Origin of the sequence: Mycobacterium sp. NS-7484 (assembly GCF_001953975.1) — a bacterium.
GTDB lineage: Bacteria > Actinomycetota > Actinomycetes > Mycobacteriales > Mycobacteriaceae > Mycobacterium.
The window spans coordinates 59,014-74,914 of record NZ_MBEJ01000018.1; the positions used below are offsets into that span (position 1 = coordinate 59,014).

General features: G+C 66.3%; 13 protein-coding genes. 7 read left to right on the plus strand and 6 right to left on the minus strand.

Annotated elements, in window-relative coordinates:
- Nucleotides 1–83 precede the first annotated feature (83 nt).
- The 3 genes from A5733_RS03760 to A5733_RS03770 are packed head-to-tail and all read left to right on the plus strand — an operon-like array spanning nucleotide 84 to nucleotide 5,654.
- Nucleotides 84–1,559, plus strand: a complete 1,476-nt coding sequence (locus A5733_RS03760; RefSeq protein WP_067775877.1) for a DUF3375 domain-containing protein — start codon at nucleotides 84–86, stop codon at nucleotides 1,557–1,559.
- The gene (locus A5733_RS03765; protein ID WP_076239134.1) at nucleotides 1,556–2,299 is read left to right on the plus strand and encodes a DUF4194 domain-containing protein; all 744 of its coding nucleotides are present in this window, start codon (nucleotides 1,556–1,558) and stop codon (nucleotides 2,297–2,299) included. Before A5733_RS03760 ends, A5733_RS03765 begins: the two co-directional genes overlap by 4 nt.
- Nucleotides 2,292–5,654 carry an ATP-binding protein gene (locus A5733_RS03770; RefSeq protein WP_076239135.1) on the plus strand — a complete coding sequence of 1,121 codons (3,363 nt, stop codon included), beginning with the start codon at nucleotides 2,292–2,294 and terminating at the stop codon, nucleotides 5,652–5,654. Before A5733_RS03765 ends, A5733_RS03770 begins: the two co-directional genes overlap by 8 nt.
- A gap of 91 nt (nucleotides 5,655–5,745) precedes the next feature.
- On the opposite strand, the gene A5733_RS03775 is transcribed toward A5733_RS03770, so the two are convergent.
- Both A5733_RS03775 and A5733_RS03780 read right to left on the minus strand, forming a co-directional pair.
- The gene (locus A5733_RS03775; protein WP_067775935.1) at nucleotides 5,746–6,561 is read right to left on the minus strand and encodes a MaoC/PaaZ C-terminal domain-containing protein; all 816 of its coding nucleotides are present in this window, start codon (nucleotides 6,559–6,561) and stop codon (nucleotides 5,746–5,748) included.
- 13 nt (nucleotides 6,562–6,574) lie between these two features.
- Nucleotides 6,575–7,927 carry a 3-oxoacyl-ACP reductase gene (locus tag A5733_RS03780; RefSeq protein ID WP_076239136.1) on the minus strand — a complete coding sequence of 451 codons (1,353 nt, stop codon included), beginning with the start codon at nucleotides 7,925–7,927 and terminating at the stop codon, nucleotides 6,575–6,577.
- Nucleotides 7,928–8,036: 109 nt separating this feature from the next.
- Between A5733_RS03780 and A5733_RS03785 the strand changes: the two genes are divergently transcribed.
- Nucleotides 8,037–9,338 carry an acetyl-CoA C-acetyltransferase gene (locus A5733_RS03785; RefSeq protein ID WP_067775932.1) on the plus strand — a complete coding sequence of 434 codons (1,302 nt, stop codon included), beginning with the start codon at nucleotides 8,037–8,039 and terminating at the stop codon, nucleotides 9,336–9,338.
- Nucleotides 9,339–9,729: 391 nt separating this feature from the next.
- A complete protein-coding gene (locus A5733_RS03790) occupies nucleotides 9,730–10,641 on the plus strand; it encodes a TIGR03564 family F420-dependent LLM class oxidoreductase (protein ID WP_067775866.1) in 912 nt (303 codons plus the stop codon).
- Between the two features lie 48 nt (nucleotides 10,642–10,689).
- On the opposite strand, the gene A5733_RS03795 is transcribed toward A5733_RS03790, so the two are convergent.
- Together A5733_RS03795 and A5733_RS03800 are read right to left on the minus strand one after the other, a co-directional pair.
- A complete protein-coding gene (locus tag A5733_RS03795; RefSeq protein ID WP_076239137.1) occupies nucleotides 10,690–13,578 on the minus strand; it encodes an RND family transporter in 2,889 nt (962 codons plus the stop codon).
- A complete protein-coding gene (locus A5733_RS03800) occupies nucleotides 13,575–14,021 on the minus strand; it encodes an MmpS family transport accessory protein (protein WP_067775861.1) in 447 nt (148 codons plus the stop codon). The genes A5733_RS03795 and A5733_RS03800 overlap by 4 nt, the downstream gene beginning before the upstream one ends.
- Before the next feature lie 127 nt (nucleotides 14,022–14,148).
- On the opposite strand from A5733_RS03800, the gene A5733_RS03805 reads away from it, so the two are divergent.
- Nucleotides 14,149–14,742, plus strand: a complete 594-nt coding sequence (locus tag A5733_RS03805; protein WP_076239138.1) for a TetR/AcrR family transcriptional regulator — start codon at nucleotides 14,149–14,151, stop codon at nucleotides 14,740–14,742.
- 12 nt (nucleotides 14,743–14,754) lie between these two features.
- Here the strand turns inward: A5733_RS03805 and A5733_RS03810 are convergent, their stop codons facing one another.
- Together A5733_RS03810 and A5733_RS03815 are read right to left on the minus strand one after the other, a co-directional pair.
- Complete coding sequence (locus A5733_RS03810; RefSeq protein ID WP_076239139.1) at nucleotides 14,755–15,048, minus strand: DUF3618 domain-containing protein; 294 nt, start codon at nucleotides 15,046–15,048, stop codon at nucleotides 14,755–14,757.
- Entirely contained in the window at nucleotides 15,035–15,445 is a 411-nt protein-coding gene (locus A5733_RS03815; RefSeq protein ID WP_076239140.1) for a phage holin family protein, read from the minus strand. Before A5733_RS03815 ends, A5733_RS03810 begins: the two co-directional genes overlap by 14 nt.
- A 172-nt stretch (nucleotides 15,446–15,617) precedes the next feature.
- Between A5733_RS03815 and A5733_RS03820 the strand changes: the two genes are divergently transcribed.
- On the plus strand, nucleotides 15,618–15,890 hold the full coding sequence (locus tag A5733_RS03820) for a DUF4235 domain-containing protein (RefSeq protein WP_175616177.1): 273 nt from the start codon (nucleotides 15,618–15,620) through the stop codon (nucleotides 15,888–15,890).
- The last annotated feature ends 11 nt before the right edge of the window (nucleotides 15,891–15,901 follow it).

Below are 15,901 nucleotides of genomic sequence, written 5' to 3' on the forward strand. Positions count from 1 at the left end.
TCAGCAAACCGAACGGGCGTCGGGCCCGTCAGCTCAGCCGCATAAAGTGGGGCCGATGTCCATTGCGAAACGAAGGGCCGGCCATGCCTGACTCCGGCGATCGAGCTGGTGCCGGCGGTGCGCTGGAACAGCTCTATCAGCTCAACTGTGAGCTGGCCGATTCGCGCTCGGCGCGGCTGCTGGTGACCAACAACCTGGCCACCTACCTCACGCTGATGGAACGCCACCTGGATCGCGGGACCAAGCTCACCGAGACCGAGCTGGTGGTGCGGTTGGAACGCGACCTGGCCGATCTCGGCTCCGAAACCGAACAGTCGGGCCTGGCCTTGATCAAGTACTGGGCCAGCCAGGGCTGGTTGCACCGCGTCACCGAGCAGTCCGGGGGCAGTGAACGCAACGTCTGCTACCTGACGTACGAGGCACGGGCCGTGCTCGATTTCGCCCGCCGCATGCGCCGCGAGGACACGATCGCCACCGGCGGCTCGATCACCGGCATCGCGGCCGGGCTGCGCCGGGTCGCCGGGCAGGTCAGCAACGACCCAGAGCGCATCCGAGCCGACATCGAAGCCGAAATCGCCAAGCTGCGTGACGAATTGGAAGCCCTGGAGCAGGGGCAGCGGCCCGAACCCGACCTGGTCGACGTCGAGGACGAGGCCCGTGCCATCGCGTTGCAGATGGAGCAGATCGTCTCCGACATCGGGCAGTACGGCAGCATGCTCAACCGCATCACCACCAGATTGCTGGACGCCTCCGCCGACACCGATCTGGGGTACCGGGAACGCCAGCGCCAACTGTTCGACGACTACGAGTCGTTGTTCGCCTCTCGGGAGAGCGCGTCGTACACCGCGTTCACCCGGATGATCCAAGATCCCGACCAACGGGCCGCGTTGGTGGCCGACATCGAGGCGGTCACCCGGGAACTGCCGCACCTGGATCCGAGCCTGCGTGAAGTGATGACCGGGTTCTTCAGCCTGGTGTCGGCCCAGACGGCCGAGGTGGGCCGCACCCGCCAGCGCTGTGCCCGCCGGATCAAGCGGTTCGTGGCGTCGGGCACCTTGGAACACAGCCGCGGCGTCACCCGCCAGCTCAACGACGCCCTGGCCAGCGCACATGACCTGCTCAGCGTCTCCCTGGCCGACAGCCGCCTCGGTGTCGAGGTTCCGCTGGTCCGGACCGACTTCAACTCCATCGGCGCCGTGGCCTTCAAGATCCGTGACGCCATCCCGCCGTCGCCGGCCGAGCCGTCCGAGGGGGAGGTGAACCTCTCGGCGTTCTCCGCGCTGGCCTCCCAGGTGGATGCCGCCGAGTTGGCCGAGTTGGTCAACGGCGCGGTGGCCGCTGGCCCCGTTTCGTTGCCCGACGCGATCGAACTGCTGGACTCGGCTTACCTGGGGCACGTGATCGTGCTGTGGTCCTGGGCGCTCAAGCAGCACACCTCCGACGGCGCCGAGACCGTCCGGGTGCGGTTCCGGTCGCTGGAAGGCGTGGACCGCGAAATCGAGATTCCCCGGCTGGTCTTCACCGAGCCGATACCAACTGCCAGCGAGAGCATGCTATGACCGACACCCCGGACACCCCCGACACCTCGCCCGTCTCGGATGCGGCGATCGATTTCGATGCCCTGCCGAGCATCGACGCGGTCGAGCGTTCCGCCGAACCGCACCGCGCGCCCCGCTTCGACGGGGATGTCAGCGAGTTACCCGACCGGGCCTGCTGGGCGCTGCAGCACCTGCTGTCACGTCGCTACGTCAGCAAGGACAATCACTCCGAACTGTGGTCCTGGGTGACGCGATACCGTGCCGAACTCACAGTGCGGCTCTCGGAACTCGATATGCGCCTGTGCATCTCGGACGATCACGACATCGCCTACGTCAAACAGGCGGACTACGAATCACAGTGGCGGCGCCGGCTGCTGCGCCGTGAGACGCTGAACACTTACGACTCGATCCTGGCCCTGCATCTGGCCAAGCTGATGCGGGCCGCGGCGCGCGACGAGAACGTCCTGATCAGCCGCGACGAGATTCACGAGCTGTTCGCCGGGGTCAACAACGACACCGACCGGGACACCGCGTCTTTCGACAAACGGATCGACAATGCGATCGAGCGGCTCACCGACATCGAGATGCTGGCCCGCAACCGGGAAGACGAAGACAGCTTCACCATCAGCCCCGTGGTCAACGCGATCATGACGGCATCGATGATCACCGAACTGCAACAGCAGTTCGAGCAGCTCAAGCGGGCGGCGAACGGCACCAGCACATCTGAACGGCTCGAGGATGAAGTGGACGCACATGGCTGAACCGACCAACCAGTTCTATCTGTCGCGCCTGCAGGTCATCAACTGGGGTGTGTTCGACGGGTACCACTCGATCCCGTTCAGTCCCCAGGGCACCCTGATCACCGGCTCCTCGGGAAGCGGCAAATCGTCACTGCTGGACGCGATTTCGCTGGCATTTCTGCCGTCGCACCGGCGCAACTTCAACGCCTCCGGTGACACCACCGCCGCCGGCTCGGGCACCGGCAAACGCACCGTCGACAAGTATGTCCGGGGAGCGTGGGGTGAGCGGCGCGAGGGCACCAACCGCCAGATCATGTACCTGCGCGGCACGGGCCCGGCGTGGTCGGCAGTGGCCGTCACCTACAGTGATCGCACCGGACGCTCGGTCACCGGGCTTGTGCTCAAATGGCTGGCCGCCGAGAAGACCTCCGATCCGGGAAGCCGTTACTACCTGATCGACGCCGACCGCGACATCTTCGGTCTGTGCAACCGGTGGGCGGCCAACGGCTATGACGCCGCGGTGTTCCGCGACGACGGCTGGACCGGCGGCCGCAGCGAGAGCCAGTACCTCGCGCAGCTGTACTCCAGCATCGGCATCCGGGCCTCGGAAGCCGCCCAGCAGCTGCTGGGTAAGGCGAAATCACTGAAAAGCGTTGGCGGGCTGGAGCAATTCGTCCGGGAGTTCATGCTCGACGAGCCGGTCAGCCTCAGCGGCGTGGAAGAGGCGCTTGAGCAGATCAATCCGCTGGTCGAGGCCCGCGGCCTGCTCGACGTGGCCCGGCGCAAGCGCAACACCCTGGGCAACATCGCTGCGGTGCAGGCGCGGTACGCCGACGAGGCGGCGAAGTTCGGGGTGATCGACACCATCGACAATGCGATGATCCGCGACTACGTCGACCACCTCCGCCTGGCGCAGGCCGGGCCGGAGATCGACAACCTCGACGATCAGATCACCCAACTCGGTGCCCAGCGCGACGAATTCGGTTCGCAGCAACGGCAACTGAAGAACGAACACAACTCGCTGATGGCGCAGATCAACACCATGACGGTGGATCTGGTGCCGTTGCAGCAGCGGCTCACCGAGGCCGAGCGGATCAGCGAAGAGGTGTCGCGGCGGCGCAGCGCCTACGAGGACAAGGTCACCTCGCTGGGGCTGACGCCGCCGGACAATGGCGAGGAATTCTGGTCGCTGCGCGAGACCTTGATGGACGAGGCCGACCGGCTGCACCGGGAGCTGTTCACCGGCAACCAGCCCTACGTCGAGGCCTCGGCCAAGGAGGTGCGGGCGCGGGAAACCCGCGAGAGTGTGGAAGCCGAGCTCGAGCGGGTGCAGCGGCTGGGCTCGCCGCTGCCCAAGACCGAGTACGAGATGCGGGCCCGTATCGCCCGTGCCCTCGACATCTCCGAGCGGGATCTGGTCTACGTCGCCGAGCTGATGGAGCTCAAGCCCGAGGAGACCCGCTGGCGGCTGGCCGTCGAAAAAGTGTTGCGCGGGGCGGGATTACGCTTGCTGGTCCCCGACGCCTACATGGAACGCGCCCTGCGGTTCGTCAACGAGAACGACATGCGTGGCCGCATCCAGTTGCAGCACGTCCAGCATGGTGCCCAGCTGCGCACCCCCGCGCCGGACACCCTGGCCACCAAGTTGCAGTTGGCCGATCCCACCCATGACAGCGCGGTGGAGGCCCTCAATGTGATCGCCGCCGTCGGGGACTACGTGTGCGTCGACGGGCCCGAGGAGTTCACCCAGCAGGCCCGGGCGGTCACCGACCAGGGGTTGCGGAAGGACAGTGGCCGGCTGTCGATCAAGGACGACCGCTCGCGCCTGCGGCCGTCGGACTACATCTTCCTCGGCGGTACCGCAGCGAAAATCGAAGCGCTGCAGGATGATCTGGCGGCGGCCCAGGACGTCTACCAGACTGCACGGACCGCACGTGAGCGGCTCGACGAGCACCGTGGCCAACTGCAGTCCCGCGAGCGGGCCTGCCGTGCGCTGTGTGACCAGTACATGCAGTGGAGCGACATCGACACCGACTCGGTCGACGAGATGCTCGAGCGGCTGCAGGACGAACACGACCTGCTCGTCTCGGACAACCCCGACGCCGAGCGGCTGCAACTTCGGGCCGACGAGTGCTGGGAACGGGTCGAGAAGGTCATCCAGCAGATCGGCTCGCTCAACGAGCGCGAGACCGCCCTGGACCGCAGGCGGACCGCGCTTCTGGAACTGAGCGAGGCGCTGACCGAACGGCTCGGTTCCAGCGAGCTTCCGCAACACACCCGCGACACCATCGACGGTTACGCCGCCGATATGGCGTTGCCGCTGGAACTGCTCGAATCCGAGCCGTACCGAGCTGAATTGGCCCGGGTCATCGGTCGCGAGCGCGACCGGCTGCGGGCCGACCGCAACCGCTCGCACGATGAGCTGGCCGGCATCATGGCCGCCTACGACAGCTCCTTCCCGGATGCGATCCCCAACGACAGTGACGTGTTCGACGAGCGGGTCCACGACTACGTCGCGTTGTGCCGACGCATCGACGAGCGGGAACTGCCCGACGCCTACGAGCGCATGCAGCGGCTGATCACCGAGCAGGCGCCCGGCGCGATCCTGAACCTGCACATGATCGCCGACAACGAGGCCCGGCGCATCACCGAGCAGATCGCTCGCGTCAACACCGGTCTCGGCGCGGTGGAGTTCAACCGCGGCACCCGGCTGACGTTGCACGCCGGTACCCGCCACCTGGCCGCGGTGGACGAGCTCAACGAGAAGGCCCAACGGATCTCGTCTCGCGTGTCGCTGGTCAGCTTCGGCGACGAGACCGCGATGTTTGATCAGTACACCGACATCCTGCAACTGCGAAAGTTGTTGGCCGGCATCACCCCCGAGGACCGGCAGTGGACCCGCGACGCGTTGGATGTGCGGAACCGGTTCGTGCTGTACTGCGAGGAGCGCGACGCCGAGACCGGTGAGGTGATCCGCACCTACAGCAACTCCGGTGACAACTCCGGTGGTGAGCAGGAAAAGCTCATGGCGTTCTGTCTGGCCGGGGCGCTGAGCTTCAACCTGGCCAGCCCGGACAGCAACGACACCCGGCCACTGTTCGCCCAGCTTATGTTGGACGAGGCGTTCTCCAAGTCGGATCCCCAGTTCGCCCAGCAGGCGCTTTCGGCGTTCCGTAAGTTCGGGTTCCAGTTGGTGATCGTGTCGACCGTGCAGAACAGCACGACCATCCAGCCCTACATCGACAACGTGGTGATGGTGTCCAAGTCAGATGCGTCGGCGCCCAATGCCCGGCCGGTCGCGTCGGTCACGTCAGCGTCGATCTCCGAATTCGTCGATCTGCGGCGCACTTCCGGGGACGCCGTCCCCAGCGCGTGACGTCCCGTCGTCGTCGCGAACAGACGCAAACCCGCACATATTCACGCCAGAAAGCGCAGGTTTGCGTCTGCTCGCGGGGGAAAGTCCAGGCTCAGAGCCCGGCGACCGTCGCGGTCAGGTGCGGGTAGCCCTTCTTCAGGTTGCGCAGGGTCAGCTCCCAGCCGTCGGCGTCGCGCTCGACGTACAGTCCGGCCTTGGCCGGCAGCACCACCGGCTTGGCGAACCGCACCGAGTACTTCACGGCATCGGGGAGCTGCCCCTCGATGTTCGCCAGAACGGCGGCCGCACTGAACATCCCGTGGGCGATCACCGTGGGGAAGCCGAACAGCTTGGCGGCCACGCCGTTGGTGTGGATCGGGTTGTGGTCCCCGCCGATCGATGCGTACTGCCGGATCTGTCCGGGCGTGATACTCAGAACGGCGTTGGGCGGCGGCAGCTTTGGCTGCTTCTGGGGTTCTGGCTTCGGTTCACCGGACAGGCTGGTCTTCTGCTGGTGCAGGAACGTCGTCACCTGGTGCCAGGCCAGCTCGTTGCCGACCTTGAGCTCGGTGACGATGTCCACCAGCAGGCCCTTGCGGTGTTCCCGCAGGTTCTCCGCATGTACCGCCGCGCTGACGGTATCGGTCACCTTGATCGGTCGGTACTGCGTGATGTGGTTTTCAATGTGCACCGAACCCATTGCGGCGAACGGGAAATCGAATCCGGTCACCAGGGACATCACGGTCGGGAAGGTCAGCGCGAACGGGTAGGTCAGCGGCAGGGTGTCGCCGAACCGCAACCCGGTCACCTGCGCATAGGCGGCGACGTTCGCCGGGTCGATCGGCAGCTGATCGACGGTGACGGTGTGCGCCGGCAGTGTCTCGGTGCGGGGGATGAACGGCAGTGCCCCGACCACGGCGCGCAGCATGTTGTTCACCGGTTCAGGCTCCCAACATGGCCTGGCCGCAGACCCGGATCGTGTTGGCCGTCACCGCGTTCGACGCCGGGCTGGCGAAGTAGGCGATCAACTCGGCCACATCGACCGGCTGCCCGCCCTGGAACAGCGAGTTCAGCCGGCGACCCACCTCACGGGTGGCCAGCGGGATGGCCTCGGTCATCTTGGTCTCGATGAAGCCCGGCGCCACGGCGTTGATCGTGATGTCTTTCTCGGCCAGCACGGGGGCGAGTGCCTCGGTGAGCCCGATCATGCCGGCCTTGGTGGCGGCGTAATTGGTCTGTCCACGGTTGCCGGCGATGCCTGCCATCGAGGACAGTCCGATCACCCGGCCACCCTCACCCAGGACCCCGGCCTCCACCAGACCTTCGGTGAGCCGTTGCGGGGCAAGCAGGTTCACCGCGATCACGGCGTCCCACCGGCCTTCGTCCATGTTGGCCAGCAGCTTGTCGCGGGTGATGCCGGCATTGTTGACCAGGATGTCGACCTTGCCGCCGTGGTGCTCGGTGACATGTGCGGCAATCGTGTCGACGGCATCATCTGCGGTGACATCCAGCGTCAGCGCGGTCCCACCGACCTTGTGCGCGACCTTGTGCAGATCATCGGCGGCCTGGGGAACGTCGACCGCGACCACGATCGCGCCGTCGCGGGCGAACACCTCGGCGATCGTCGCACCGATACCGCGGGCCGCGCCGGTCACCACGGCGACCTTGCCGGCCAGGGGCTTGTCCCAGTCGGCCGGCGGTGTGGAGTCGGCCGCACCGACCCGGTACACCTGCCCGTCGACGTAGGCCGACTTGGCCGAGAGGATGAACCGCATCGTCGACTCCAGGCCGGTGGCGGCGGGCTTGGCGTCGGCGGCCAGATAGACCAGCGAGACGGTGGCGCCGCGGCGCAGCTCCTTGCCCAGCGAGCGGGTGAAGCCGTCCAGCGCGCGCTGGGCGATCTGGGCGTGCACGCTGCCGGCCTGCTCCGGCGTCGTCCCGATCACGACCACCCGCGCGCACGAACCGAGGTTGCGCAGCACCGGGGTGAAGAACTTGTAGAGCTCTTTCAGACCGGCGGCGTCGGTGATGCCGGTGGCGTCGAGCACCACGCCGCCGAACGAATCGGCCCAGCGGCCGCCGATGTTGTTGGAGACGACGTCGTAGTCCCCGGCCAGGGCGAGGCGCAGCGGCTCGGCTACCCGGCCCTCCCCGCCGATCAGCAGCGACCCGGCCAGGGGCGGATCACCGGCGCGGTAGCGGCGCAGGGTCTCGGGCTGCGGTACGCCCAGCTGCTTGGCCAGGAACGAGCCCGGCCCGGAGTTGACCACTTGGGAAAACAGGTCGGAAGCCACTTCAGCTGCCTTTCGCTTCGCAGTACTGCGTTGTCCATACCGAACTTACTCCAGAGTAAGAACAGTGGGTAATATGGCCCCGGACAACCCGACAGTGGAGGGCAAACAAATGGCCAACAACACGACCCGGCGACGCGTTGCCGTTTTGGGTGGCAACCGAATTCCATTCGCACGGTCCGACGGCGCCTATGCCAACGCCTCCAACCAGGACATGTTCACCGCCGCCCTGGACGGGCTGATCGAGCGTTTCGATCTGGCCGGTGAACGTCTCGGCGCGGTGATCGGTGGTGCGGTGCTCAAGCACAGCCGCGACTTCAACCTGATGCGTGAATGCGTGCTGGGTAGCTCGTTGTCGCCGTACACCCCGGCCTACGACATCCAGCAGGCCTGCGGCACCGGTCTGCAGGCGGCCACCTCGGCCGCCAACGCCATCGCGCTGGGCCAGTACGAGTCGGCCGCGGCCGGTGGCGTCGACACCGCCTCCGACGCCCCGATCGCATTCGGCAACGACCTGCGTCAGGTGCTGTTGGGCCTGCGCCGGGCCAAGTCCAACCTTGACCGGCTCAAGCTCGTCGGCAAGCTGCCGGCCTCCCTCGGGGTCGAGATCCCGGTCAACAGCGAGCCCCGCACCGGTATGTCGATGGGCGAGCACGCCGCGGTCACCGCCAAGAAGATGGGCATCAAGCGCGTCGACCAGGACGAACTGGCCGCAGCCAGCCACCGCAACATGGCCGCCGCCTACGACAGCGGTTTCTTCGACGATCTCGTCACGCCGTTCCTCGGGCTCTACCGCGACAACAACCTGCGGGCAGATTCCACGCCGGAGAAGCTGGCCAAGCTCAAGCCGGTCTTCGGCGTCAAGGCCGGCGACGCGACCATGACCGCGGGCAACTCGACCCCGCTGACCGACGGCGCCTCGGTGGCCCTGCTGGCCAGTGAGGACTGGGCCTCGGCGCATGGCCACGAGCCGCTGGCCTACTTCGTCGACTCCGAGACCGCCGCCGTGGACTACGTCAACGGACCCGATGGTCTGCTGATGGCGCCGACCTACGCGGTGCCCCGGCTGCTGGCACGCAACGGCCTGACCCTGCAGGACTTCGACTTCTACGAGATCCACGAGGCGTTCGCCTCGGTGGTGCTGGCCACCCTGAGCGCCTGGGAGTCCGACGAGTACTGCAAGGAACGGCTCGGTCTGGACAAGGCGCTGGGCTCCATCGACCGGTCCAAGCTCAACGTCAACGGCTCCTCCCTGGCGGCCGGTCACCCGTTCGCGGCCACCGGTGGCCGGATCGTGGCGCAGTTGGCCAAGCAGTTGGCCGAGAAGAAGAAGCAAACCGGTCAGCCGGTGCGTGGGCTGATCTCGATCTGTGCGGCGGGTGGGCAGGGCGTCGCGGCTGTTTTGGAGGCGTAGCTTGCGGAGCCCGACCATCGATCTGGAGGTGTAGCTACGCCTGACCGCCGCGGGAAAAAACATCCGAAAAGTTTGTTTTGGAGATGTGTAACGGCAGCGGCATAGGGGTCGATACATGGGTAGCTCCGTGTTGCCGTCTGACCCCCCGACCCGACGGCAACACGGGGCACCTAGTTCCAAAAAATTCGCTGAATTTGGCCGTACTTCCCTCTGGTTCGAGGGGTGCCCGAGGCGTACGATCGACCCTACGACGGGTTCGGGAGTGACTGATCCAAAGAGTCGGTACAGGGGTGAAAGACCGACTGCGTGAGTCGAATGAGACGCCCCCAAGTGTCCTCCCGAACCCGCCCTTTTTTGCCCCATGACGGCCAGTGCCGCCTAGCGTGGTGGCATGCAGATCAGCCTCATCGCCTCTCTGAGTGAAACCGGTGGCCGCTCTCCTGTCGACGCCACCGTGGAAAACCTGGCGCGATTGCGTGACGAGGGTTTCCGACGCGTCTGGATGACCCAGATGCCCTATGAACCCGATCTGCTGACCGTGCTGGCGGTGGCGTTCCGGGAAGTCGACGGGATCGAGGTAGGCAGCGGGGTGATCCCGATCCAGAACCAGCACCCGATGCTGCTGGCACAGCGCGCGCTCACCCTCAGCCTGATCAGCGGCGGCCGGTTTCTCCTCGGCCTGGGCATGACACATGCCGCGGTCACCGAGGGCATGTGGGGCATTCCGTGGGACAAGCCGGTCCGACGGCTCCGTGAGTACCTGGACGGGCTGCAACCCCTGCTGAATGGCGAGCCCGCCGACGCACCCGGTGAAACCGTCACCACGCGCGGTGCGCTGCAGATCCCGGGGGCGTCCGCGCCGGACGTGTACATCGCCGCGCTGGGGCCGCAGCTGCTCAAACTCGCCGGCAAGCGCACCGCAGGCACCGTCACCTGGATGACGGGGCCGACCACGCTGGCCGAGCACGTCGCCCCGACCCTGCGCGAGGCTGCCGGAGACCGGCCGGTCCGGGTCGTCGCAGCGCTTCCGGTCAGTGTCACCGACGACGTCGACGGTGCCCGCGCCCAGGCCGCCAAACAGTTCGCGATGTACGGGCACCTGCCGTCCTACCGGGCCATGCTCGATCGGGAGGGTTACGCCGGCCCGGAGGATGCGGCCATCATCGGCGACGAAAGCACCGTGGCGGAACGCATTCGGTCACTCGGCGAGATCGGTGTCGACGAGTACGTCGGGGTGGTGTTCGACGCGTCCGCCGAGACCAGGGCTCGCACCCGGGCCCTGCTGCGCACCCTCGATTCCTGACCGCGAGCAGACACAAACCCTTACCAAATCCCGTGATTTGGTAAGGGTTTACGTCTGCTCGGCAGGCTCCGGATCGAGCAGCTTCCGCACGGAGGTCCGGGTGCCGTAGGGCCGCAGCATCCGGCTGGCCGGACGCGGACGCACGATCTGTGGCCACCAGAACCACCGGCCGAGCAGCGCGGCGATGGACGGGGTCATGAACGACCGCACGATCAACGTGTCGAAGAGCAGACCGAGGCCGATGGTGGTGCCGATCTGGCCGAGCACGATCAGATCGCTGAAGATGAACGAGGACATCGTGAACGCGAACACCAGGCCGGCCGCGGTCACCACCTTGCCGGTGCCGGCCATGGCCCGGATGACGCCGGTTTTCAGTCCGGCTCCGATCTCCTCTTGGAACCGCGAGATCAACAGCAGGTTGTAGTCGGCGCCGACCGCCAGCAGCAGGATGATCGCCAGCGCCAGCACGATCCAGTACAGCGGGATGCCGAAGATGTACTGCCACACCAGGACTGACAGGCCGAACGACGCGCCCAGTGACAGGGCCACCGTGCCCACGATGACGAACGCGGCGACCAGGCTGCGGGTGATGAACATCATGATGAGCAGGATCAGCGCCAACGCCGCCAGCGCCGCGATGATCAGGTCGTAGCGGGCACCGTCCTGGATGTCCTTGTACGCAGACGCGGTTCCGGCCACGTAGATCTTGGCGTCCGACAGGGGAGTGGCCTTGATGGCATCGAACGCGGAGTCCTTGATCGCGTCGATGTGTGAGATGCCTTCGGGTGTCGCGGGTGTTCCCTCATGCGTGATGATCATGCGGGCGGCCTTGCCGTCGGGAGAGAGGAACAGTTTCAAGCCGCGTTTGAAGTCCGGATTGTCGAAGGCCTCCGGTGGCAGATAGAACGAGTCGTCGTTCTTGGCGGCGTCGAACGCCTGCCCCATCGCGGTCGCATTTTGCAGGGCCTCCTCGGACTGCGTGTTGGTGCCGGCGGTGGTGGCGTAGTTCGACAGTGTGAGGTCACGGTTACGTTCCTGGATGGCGATCTGCGGTGGGAGCAGGGCCAGCAGTTGCGGTTGCAGCGCGTCGAGCTTGTCCAGGCTCGCCGTGATCTGTCCGAACTGGTCGCTGAGCTTGTCGATGCCGTCGAGCGCGTCGAACACCGATCGCAGTGCCGCGCACATCGGGATGTCGAAACAGTGTGGCTCCCAATAGAAGTAGTTTCGCAGCGGCCGGAACTGGTCGTCGAAGTTGGCGATCTTGTCGCGCAGATCGTTCACGATCGCGACGGTGTCGTGGAACGCCTGGGTCTGCTCATGGGTGGCATCGGCGCTGGCCTGCTGCAGCGTGACCTGCCGTTTGAGGATGTTGATGGTGTTGGACAGCTCGTTGGCCTGCTTGAGCAGGTCGGCGGCACGGTCCTGCTGATAGCCGAGATTCATGATCTGGCTGGCGCTTTGGGCGCTGATCTGGAACGGGATGGAGCTGTGTTTGATCGGGGTCCCCAGCGGTCGGGTGATCGATTGCACCAGCGAGATGCCGCGGGTGTGCAGAACGGCCTTCGCGACCCGTTCGAGGACCAGCATGTCCGCCGGGTTACGCATGTCATGATCGGTCTCGATCATCAGCAACTCGGGGTTGAGCCGGGCCTCGGAGAAGTGGCGCGCGGCGGCCGCGTATCCGATGTTCGCCGGGGCCGATTCCGGTAGGTAGGGCCGGCCGTCGTAACTGGTCTTGTATCCCGGCAAGGCGAGCAGACCGATCAGTGCGATCAGGCACGACACCACCAGGATGGGCCCGGGCCAGCGCACGATGGCGGTGCCGATCCGGCGCCAACCTTGGTTCCGCGCTTTACGTTTCGGCTCCAACAGACCGAAACGGCTGAAGATGGTGAGCATGGCGGGGCCCAGGGTCAATGCGGCGGCCAGCGTGACGAGCACCCCGATGGCCGCGGGCACACCGAGGGTTTGGAAGTAGGGCAGCCGGGTGAAATGCAGGCACGCCACCGCCCCGGCGATGGTCAGCCCGGAGCCGACGATGACGTGCACCGTGCCGGCGAACATGTCGTGATAGGCGGTTTCGGAGTCCATGCCGCGGTTACGCGCTTCGTGGTACCGGCCGACGATGAAGATGCCGTAGTCGGTGCCGGCGGCGATCGCCAACAGGGTGAGCAGGTTCGTCGAATAGGTGGACAGCCCGATGATCCCGGAATGGGCCAGCGCGGCCACGACGCCGCGTGCGGCCGCCAGCTCGATGAGCACCGTGACGAGCATGATCAGCATCGTGGTCACCGAGCGGTAGACGACCAGCAACATCACCGCGATCACCAGAAAGGTTATGCCAGTGACCTTTTCGGTGCCCTTGCTGCCGACTTCGAAGTTGTCGGTGATGAGTGGCGCGGCGCCGGTGACGTAGGCCTTGACCCCGGGCGGAGGGGGGACACTGGCGACGATGTCGCGGATGGCGTCGACGGATTGGTTGGACAACGCCTCGCCCTGGTTGCCGGCGAGATAGACCTGCACCAGCGCGGCCTTGCCGTCCTTGCTCTGCGAACCGCCTGCGGTGAGCGGGTCGCCCCAGAAATCCTGGATGTGTTCGACGTGCTCGGTGTCCGCGGCCAGTCGCTTCACCAGGGTGTCGTAGAAGCGGTGCGCCTCGTCGCCCAACGGTTGGTCGCCTTCGAGCACGATCATGGCCGCGCTGTCGGAGTCGAACTCGTCGAAGACCTGGCCGATGTGGCGCATCGCCTGGGTTGACGGTGCGTCGGGCGCGTTGAGCCCCACCGAGCGGGCCGCGCCGACGACTTCCAGTTGGGGCACAAGGATATTCGTCAACGCAGCGACGAGGACCCACAGCAGCAGGATGGGCACGGCGAGCGCGCGAATGGTGCGGGCGGTGCGCGACCCGACTGCACCGTCGGATCCGTGGCCGCTCATGCGGATTTGTCCAAGCAGGCGATGTAACCGTTCACGTTGTCGGTGGACCTTTCGTCCTTGACCACACCATTGACGGTGATGCGGCACCCGATGTACTCGCCGTCGCCCTGCGCGCGCAGATCGGCGAACAGCGTCGGATCATCCGTCACCAGCATCTGTGACCACGGCAGCGTCACGTCCTCGGCCCGCTGGGGTTGTGCGTCGATGTCGAGGTAGTTGACGGTGGCAACCGATCCGGGGGATCCGAACACTTCGAACAGCACGCGCTTGGGGTTGTAACCGGTGTTCTCCAAGGTGTCGGCACTGGGCCGGGACACCTCGTTGTCCGAGCCGAATATGCCGTGGAGGCGGCTGACGGTGAAGGCGACGACCGCCACCACGAGCACGGCAACGATCACCATCCAGCGTCGCCTGATCAGTCTGCCTACCGAGATCCCCTGCATCTCAGAGCCTTTCGAGAACCAGCGCACCCCGCGCCTTGAGGCGGGGGACTCGGCCGTTCCAAGCGCCTGAACGGTACCGTACGGTACAGTTTTTGATAGGGCAATACCCACGGGTGAAAGGTTCTCGGTGATTTCCACGTCGACAGCGCACGAACTTCCGGCCTCGCAGTGGACCGAGCGGGAAGCCGAATTGCTGTCGGTGACGCTGCGGCTCCTGCAGCAGCACGGCTACGACCGGTTGACCGTGGAAGCCGTGGCCACCGAGGCGAAGTCGAGCAAGGCCACCATCTACCGGCGGTGGCCGTCGAAGACGGAACTGGTGCTGGCGGCGTTCATCGAGGGCACCCGCGTCCAGCTGGTGGCGCCTCGGACCGGTTCATTGCGCACGGATCTGCTGAGTATCGGGGCGTCGGTGTGCGCTCAGGCGCGTCAGCACGGCAGCACGATGAGCGCGATCATGAGCGAGATCGCGCACAGCCCGGAATTGAGCGCGGCACTACAGCAGCAGTTCGTCCTCGAGCGCAAAAAGCTGATGGCCGACGTTCTGACCGAGGCGGTCGAGCGCGGCGAGATCGACGCCGCCGCCATCCACGACGAGCTCTGGGATGTGATGCCCGGCTATCTGGTGTTCCGATCCCTGATACCGGGCCGTCCGCCCACCGACGAGACGGTGCGCGCGCTGGTGGACGACGTCCTGATGCCCAGCTTGACCCGACTGTAGGATTCGTCGGCCTCAGCGGCGGCGCCACCACCACAGCAGGCCGATCGCGGCGAGCACAGCGATCACCGCGGCCGTGGGCACCGCGGGTTTGGCCTTGGCGGCGTCGGTGGCGGCGTGGGCCCGATCGACGACGGCATGCTTGGTTTCGGCCGCCTTGTGCTGGGCGCGGCCCTTGACGTCGAGTTTGTCGGACAGCGCGGCCACGGTGTCGCCCAGCTCGCTGCGCGTCTTGTCGATGTCGGACTGCAGTTCGTCGATGCCCGCGTCGGGCCCGGGCTCGGGCGGAAGGCGGTCAGCGCCGGCCATGTCGTGCCTCCTTGAGCTCATCGAGATCGTGTTTGACGCTGTCCACTGACTCGGCCGCCCGCGGCGGCACCTTCTGGACCTGGTTGCGGCTGACCATGGCGGCCACTCCGGCACCGAGGAACAGCACGGCCGCCACGATCACGGCGGCGGCCCAGACCGGCAGGACCAACGAGAGCGCCGCCACCGCCGCGGCGATGACGGTCGCCAGGCCGAGCACGGCCAGCAGCCCGGCGGCACTGATCAGACCCGCGCCGATCCCGGCGTGGCGTGCGGAGTCCTGGAACTCCCGCTGGGCCAGTCGGAGTTCGTCGCGAATCAGCCGGGTGGTCTGCTGCTGCAGTTGACCGAGGAGCTCCGCGGTGGATGCGTCGCTGATGGGTTTTGGTGCGGTAGTCATCGGTGGGACCTTTCCCCAGGCGTACTACTTCCCTCACAGCTGTGCCCGACGCGGGACCCGGCGAAACCTTCTGCCGATGACTGCGCCGTTACAACTGCCCACTTCGGGGTATCTGATTTGCAGGCCCGGCTAGCTCTCGTTCTCCGGGCCGTCGCCGATACGAGGAGGATCCGTGAGCAGAGGCTCGAAGGTGCTGTACATGCCGCTTTCGATGATGACGAGCGTGGCCGGAGGATTGCTGGCCAGCGCGCTGTTCACCCAGATCTGGAAGCGCATCGACGAACCCAACCGGAAGCCGCCCGACCCGAAGGACCTCAATCGGTCGACCGCCAAGGCTCTGTCCGCGGCGGCCCTGCAGGGGCTGGTGTTCGGCCTGACGCGCGCTGCCGTCGACCGGGCCGGAGCCAAGGGTTATCGGGCCCTGGCCGGCGAATCGCCGGTCTGAGGCCGGGCGGG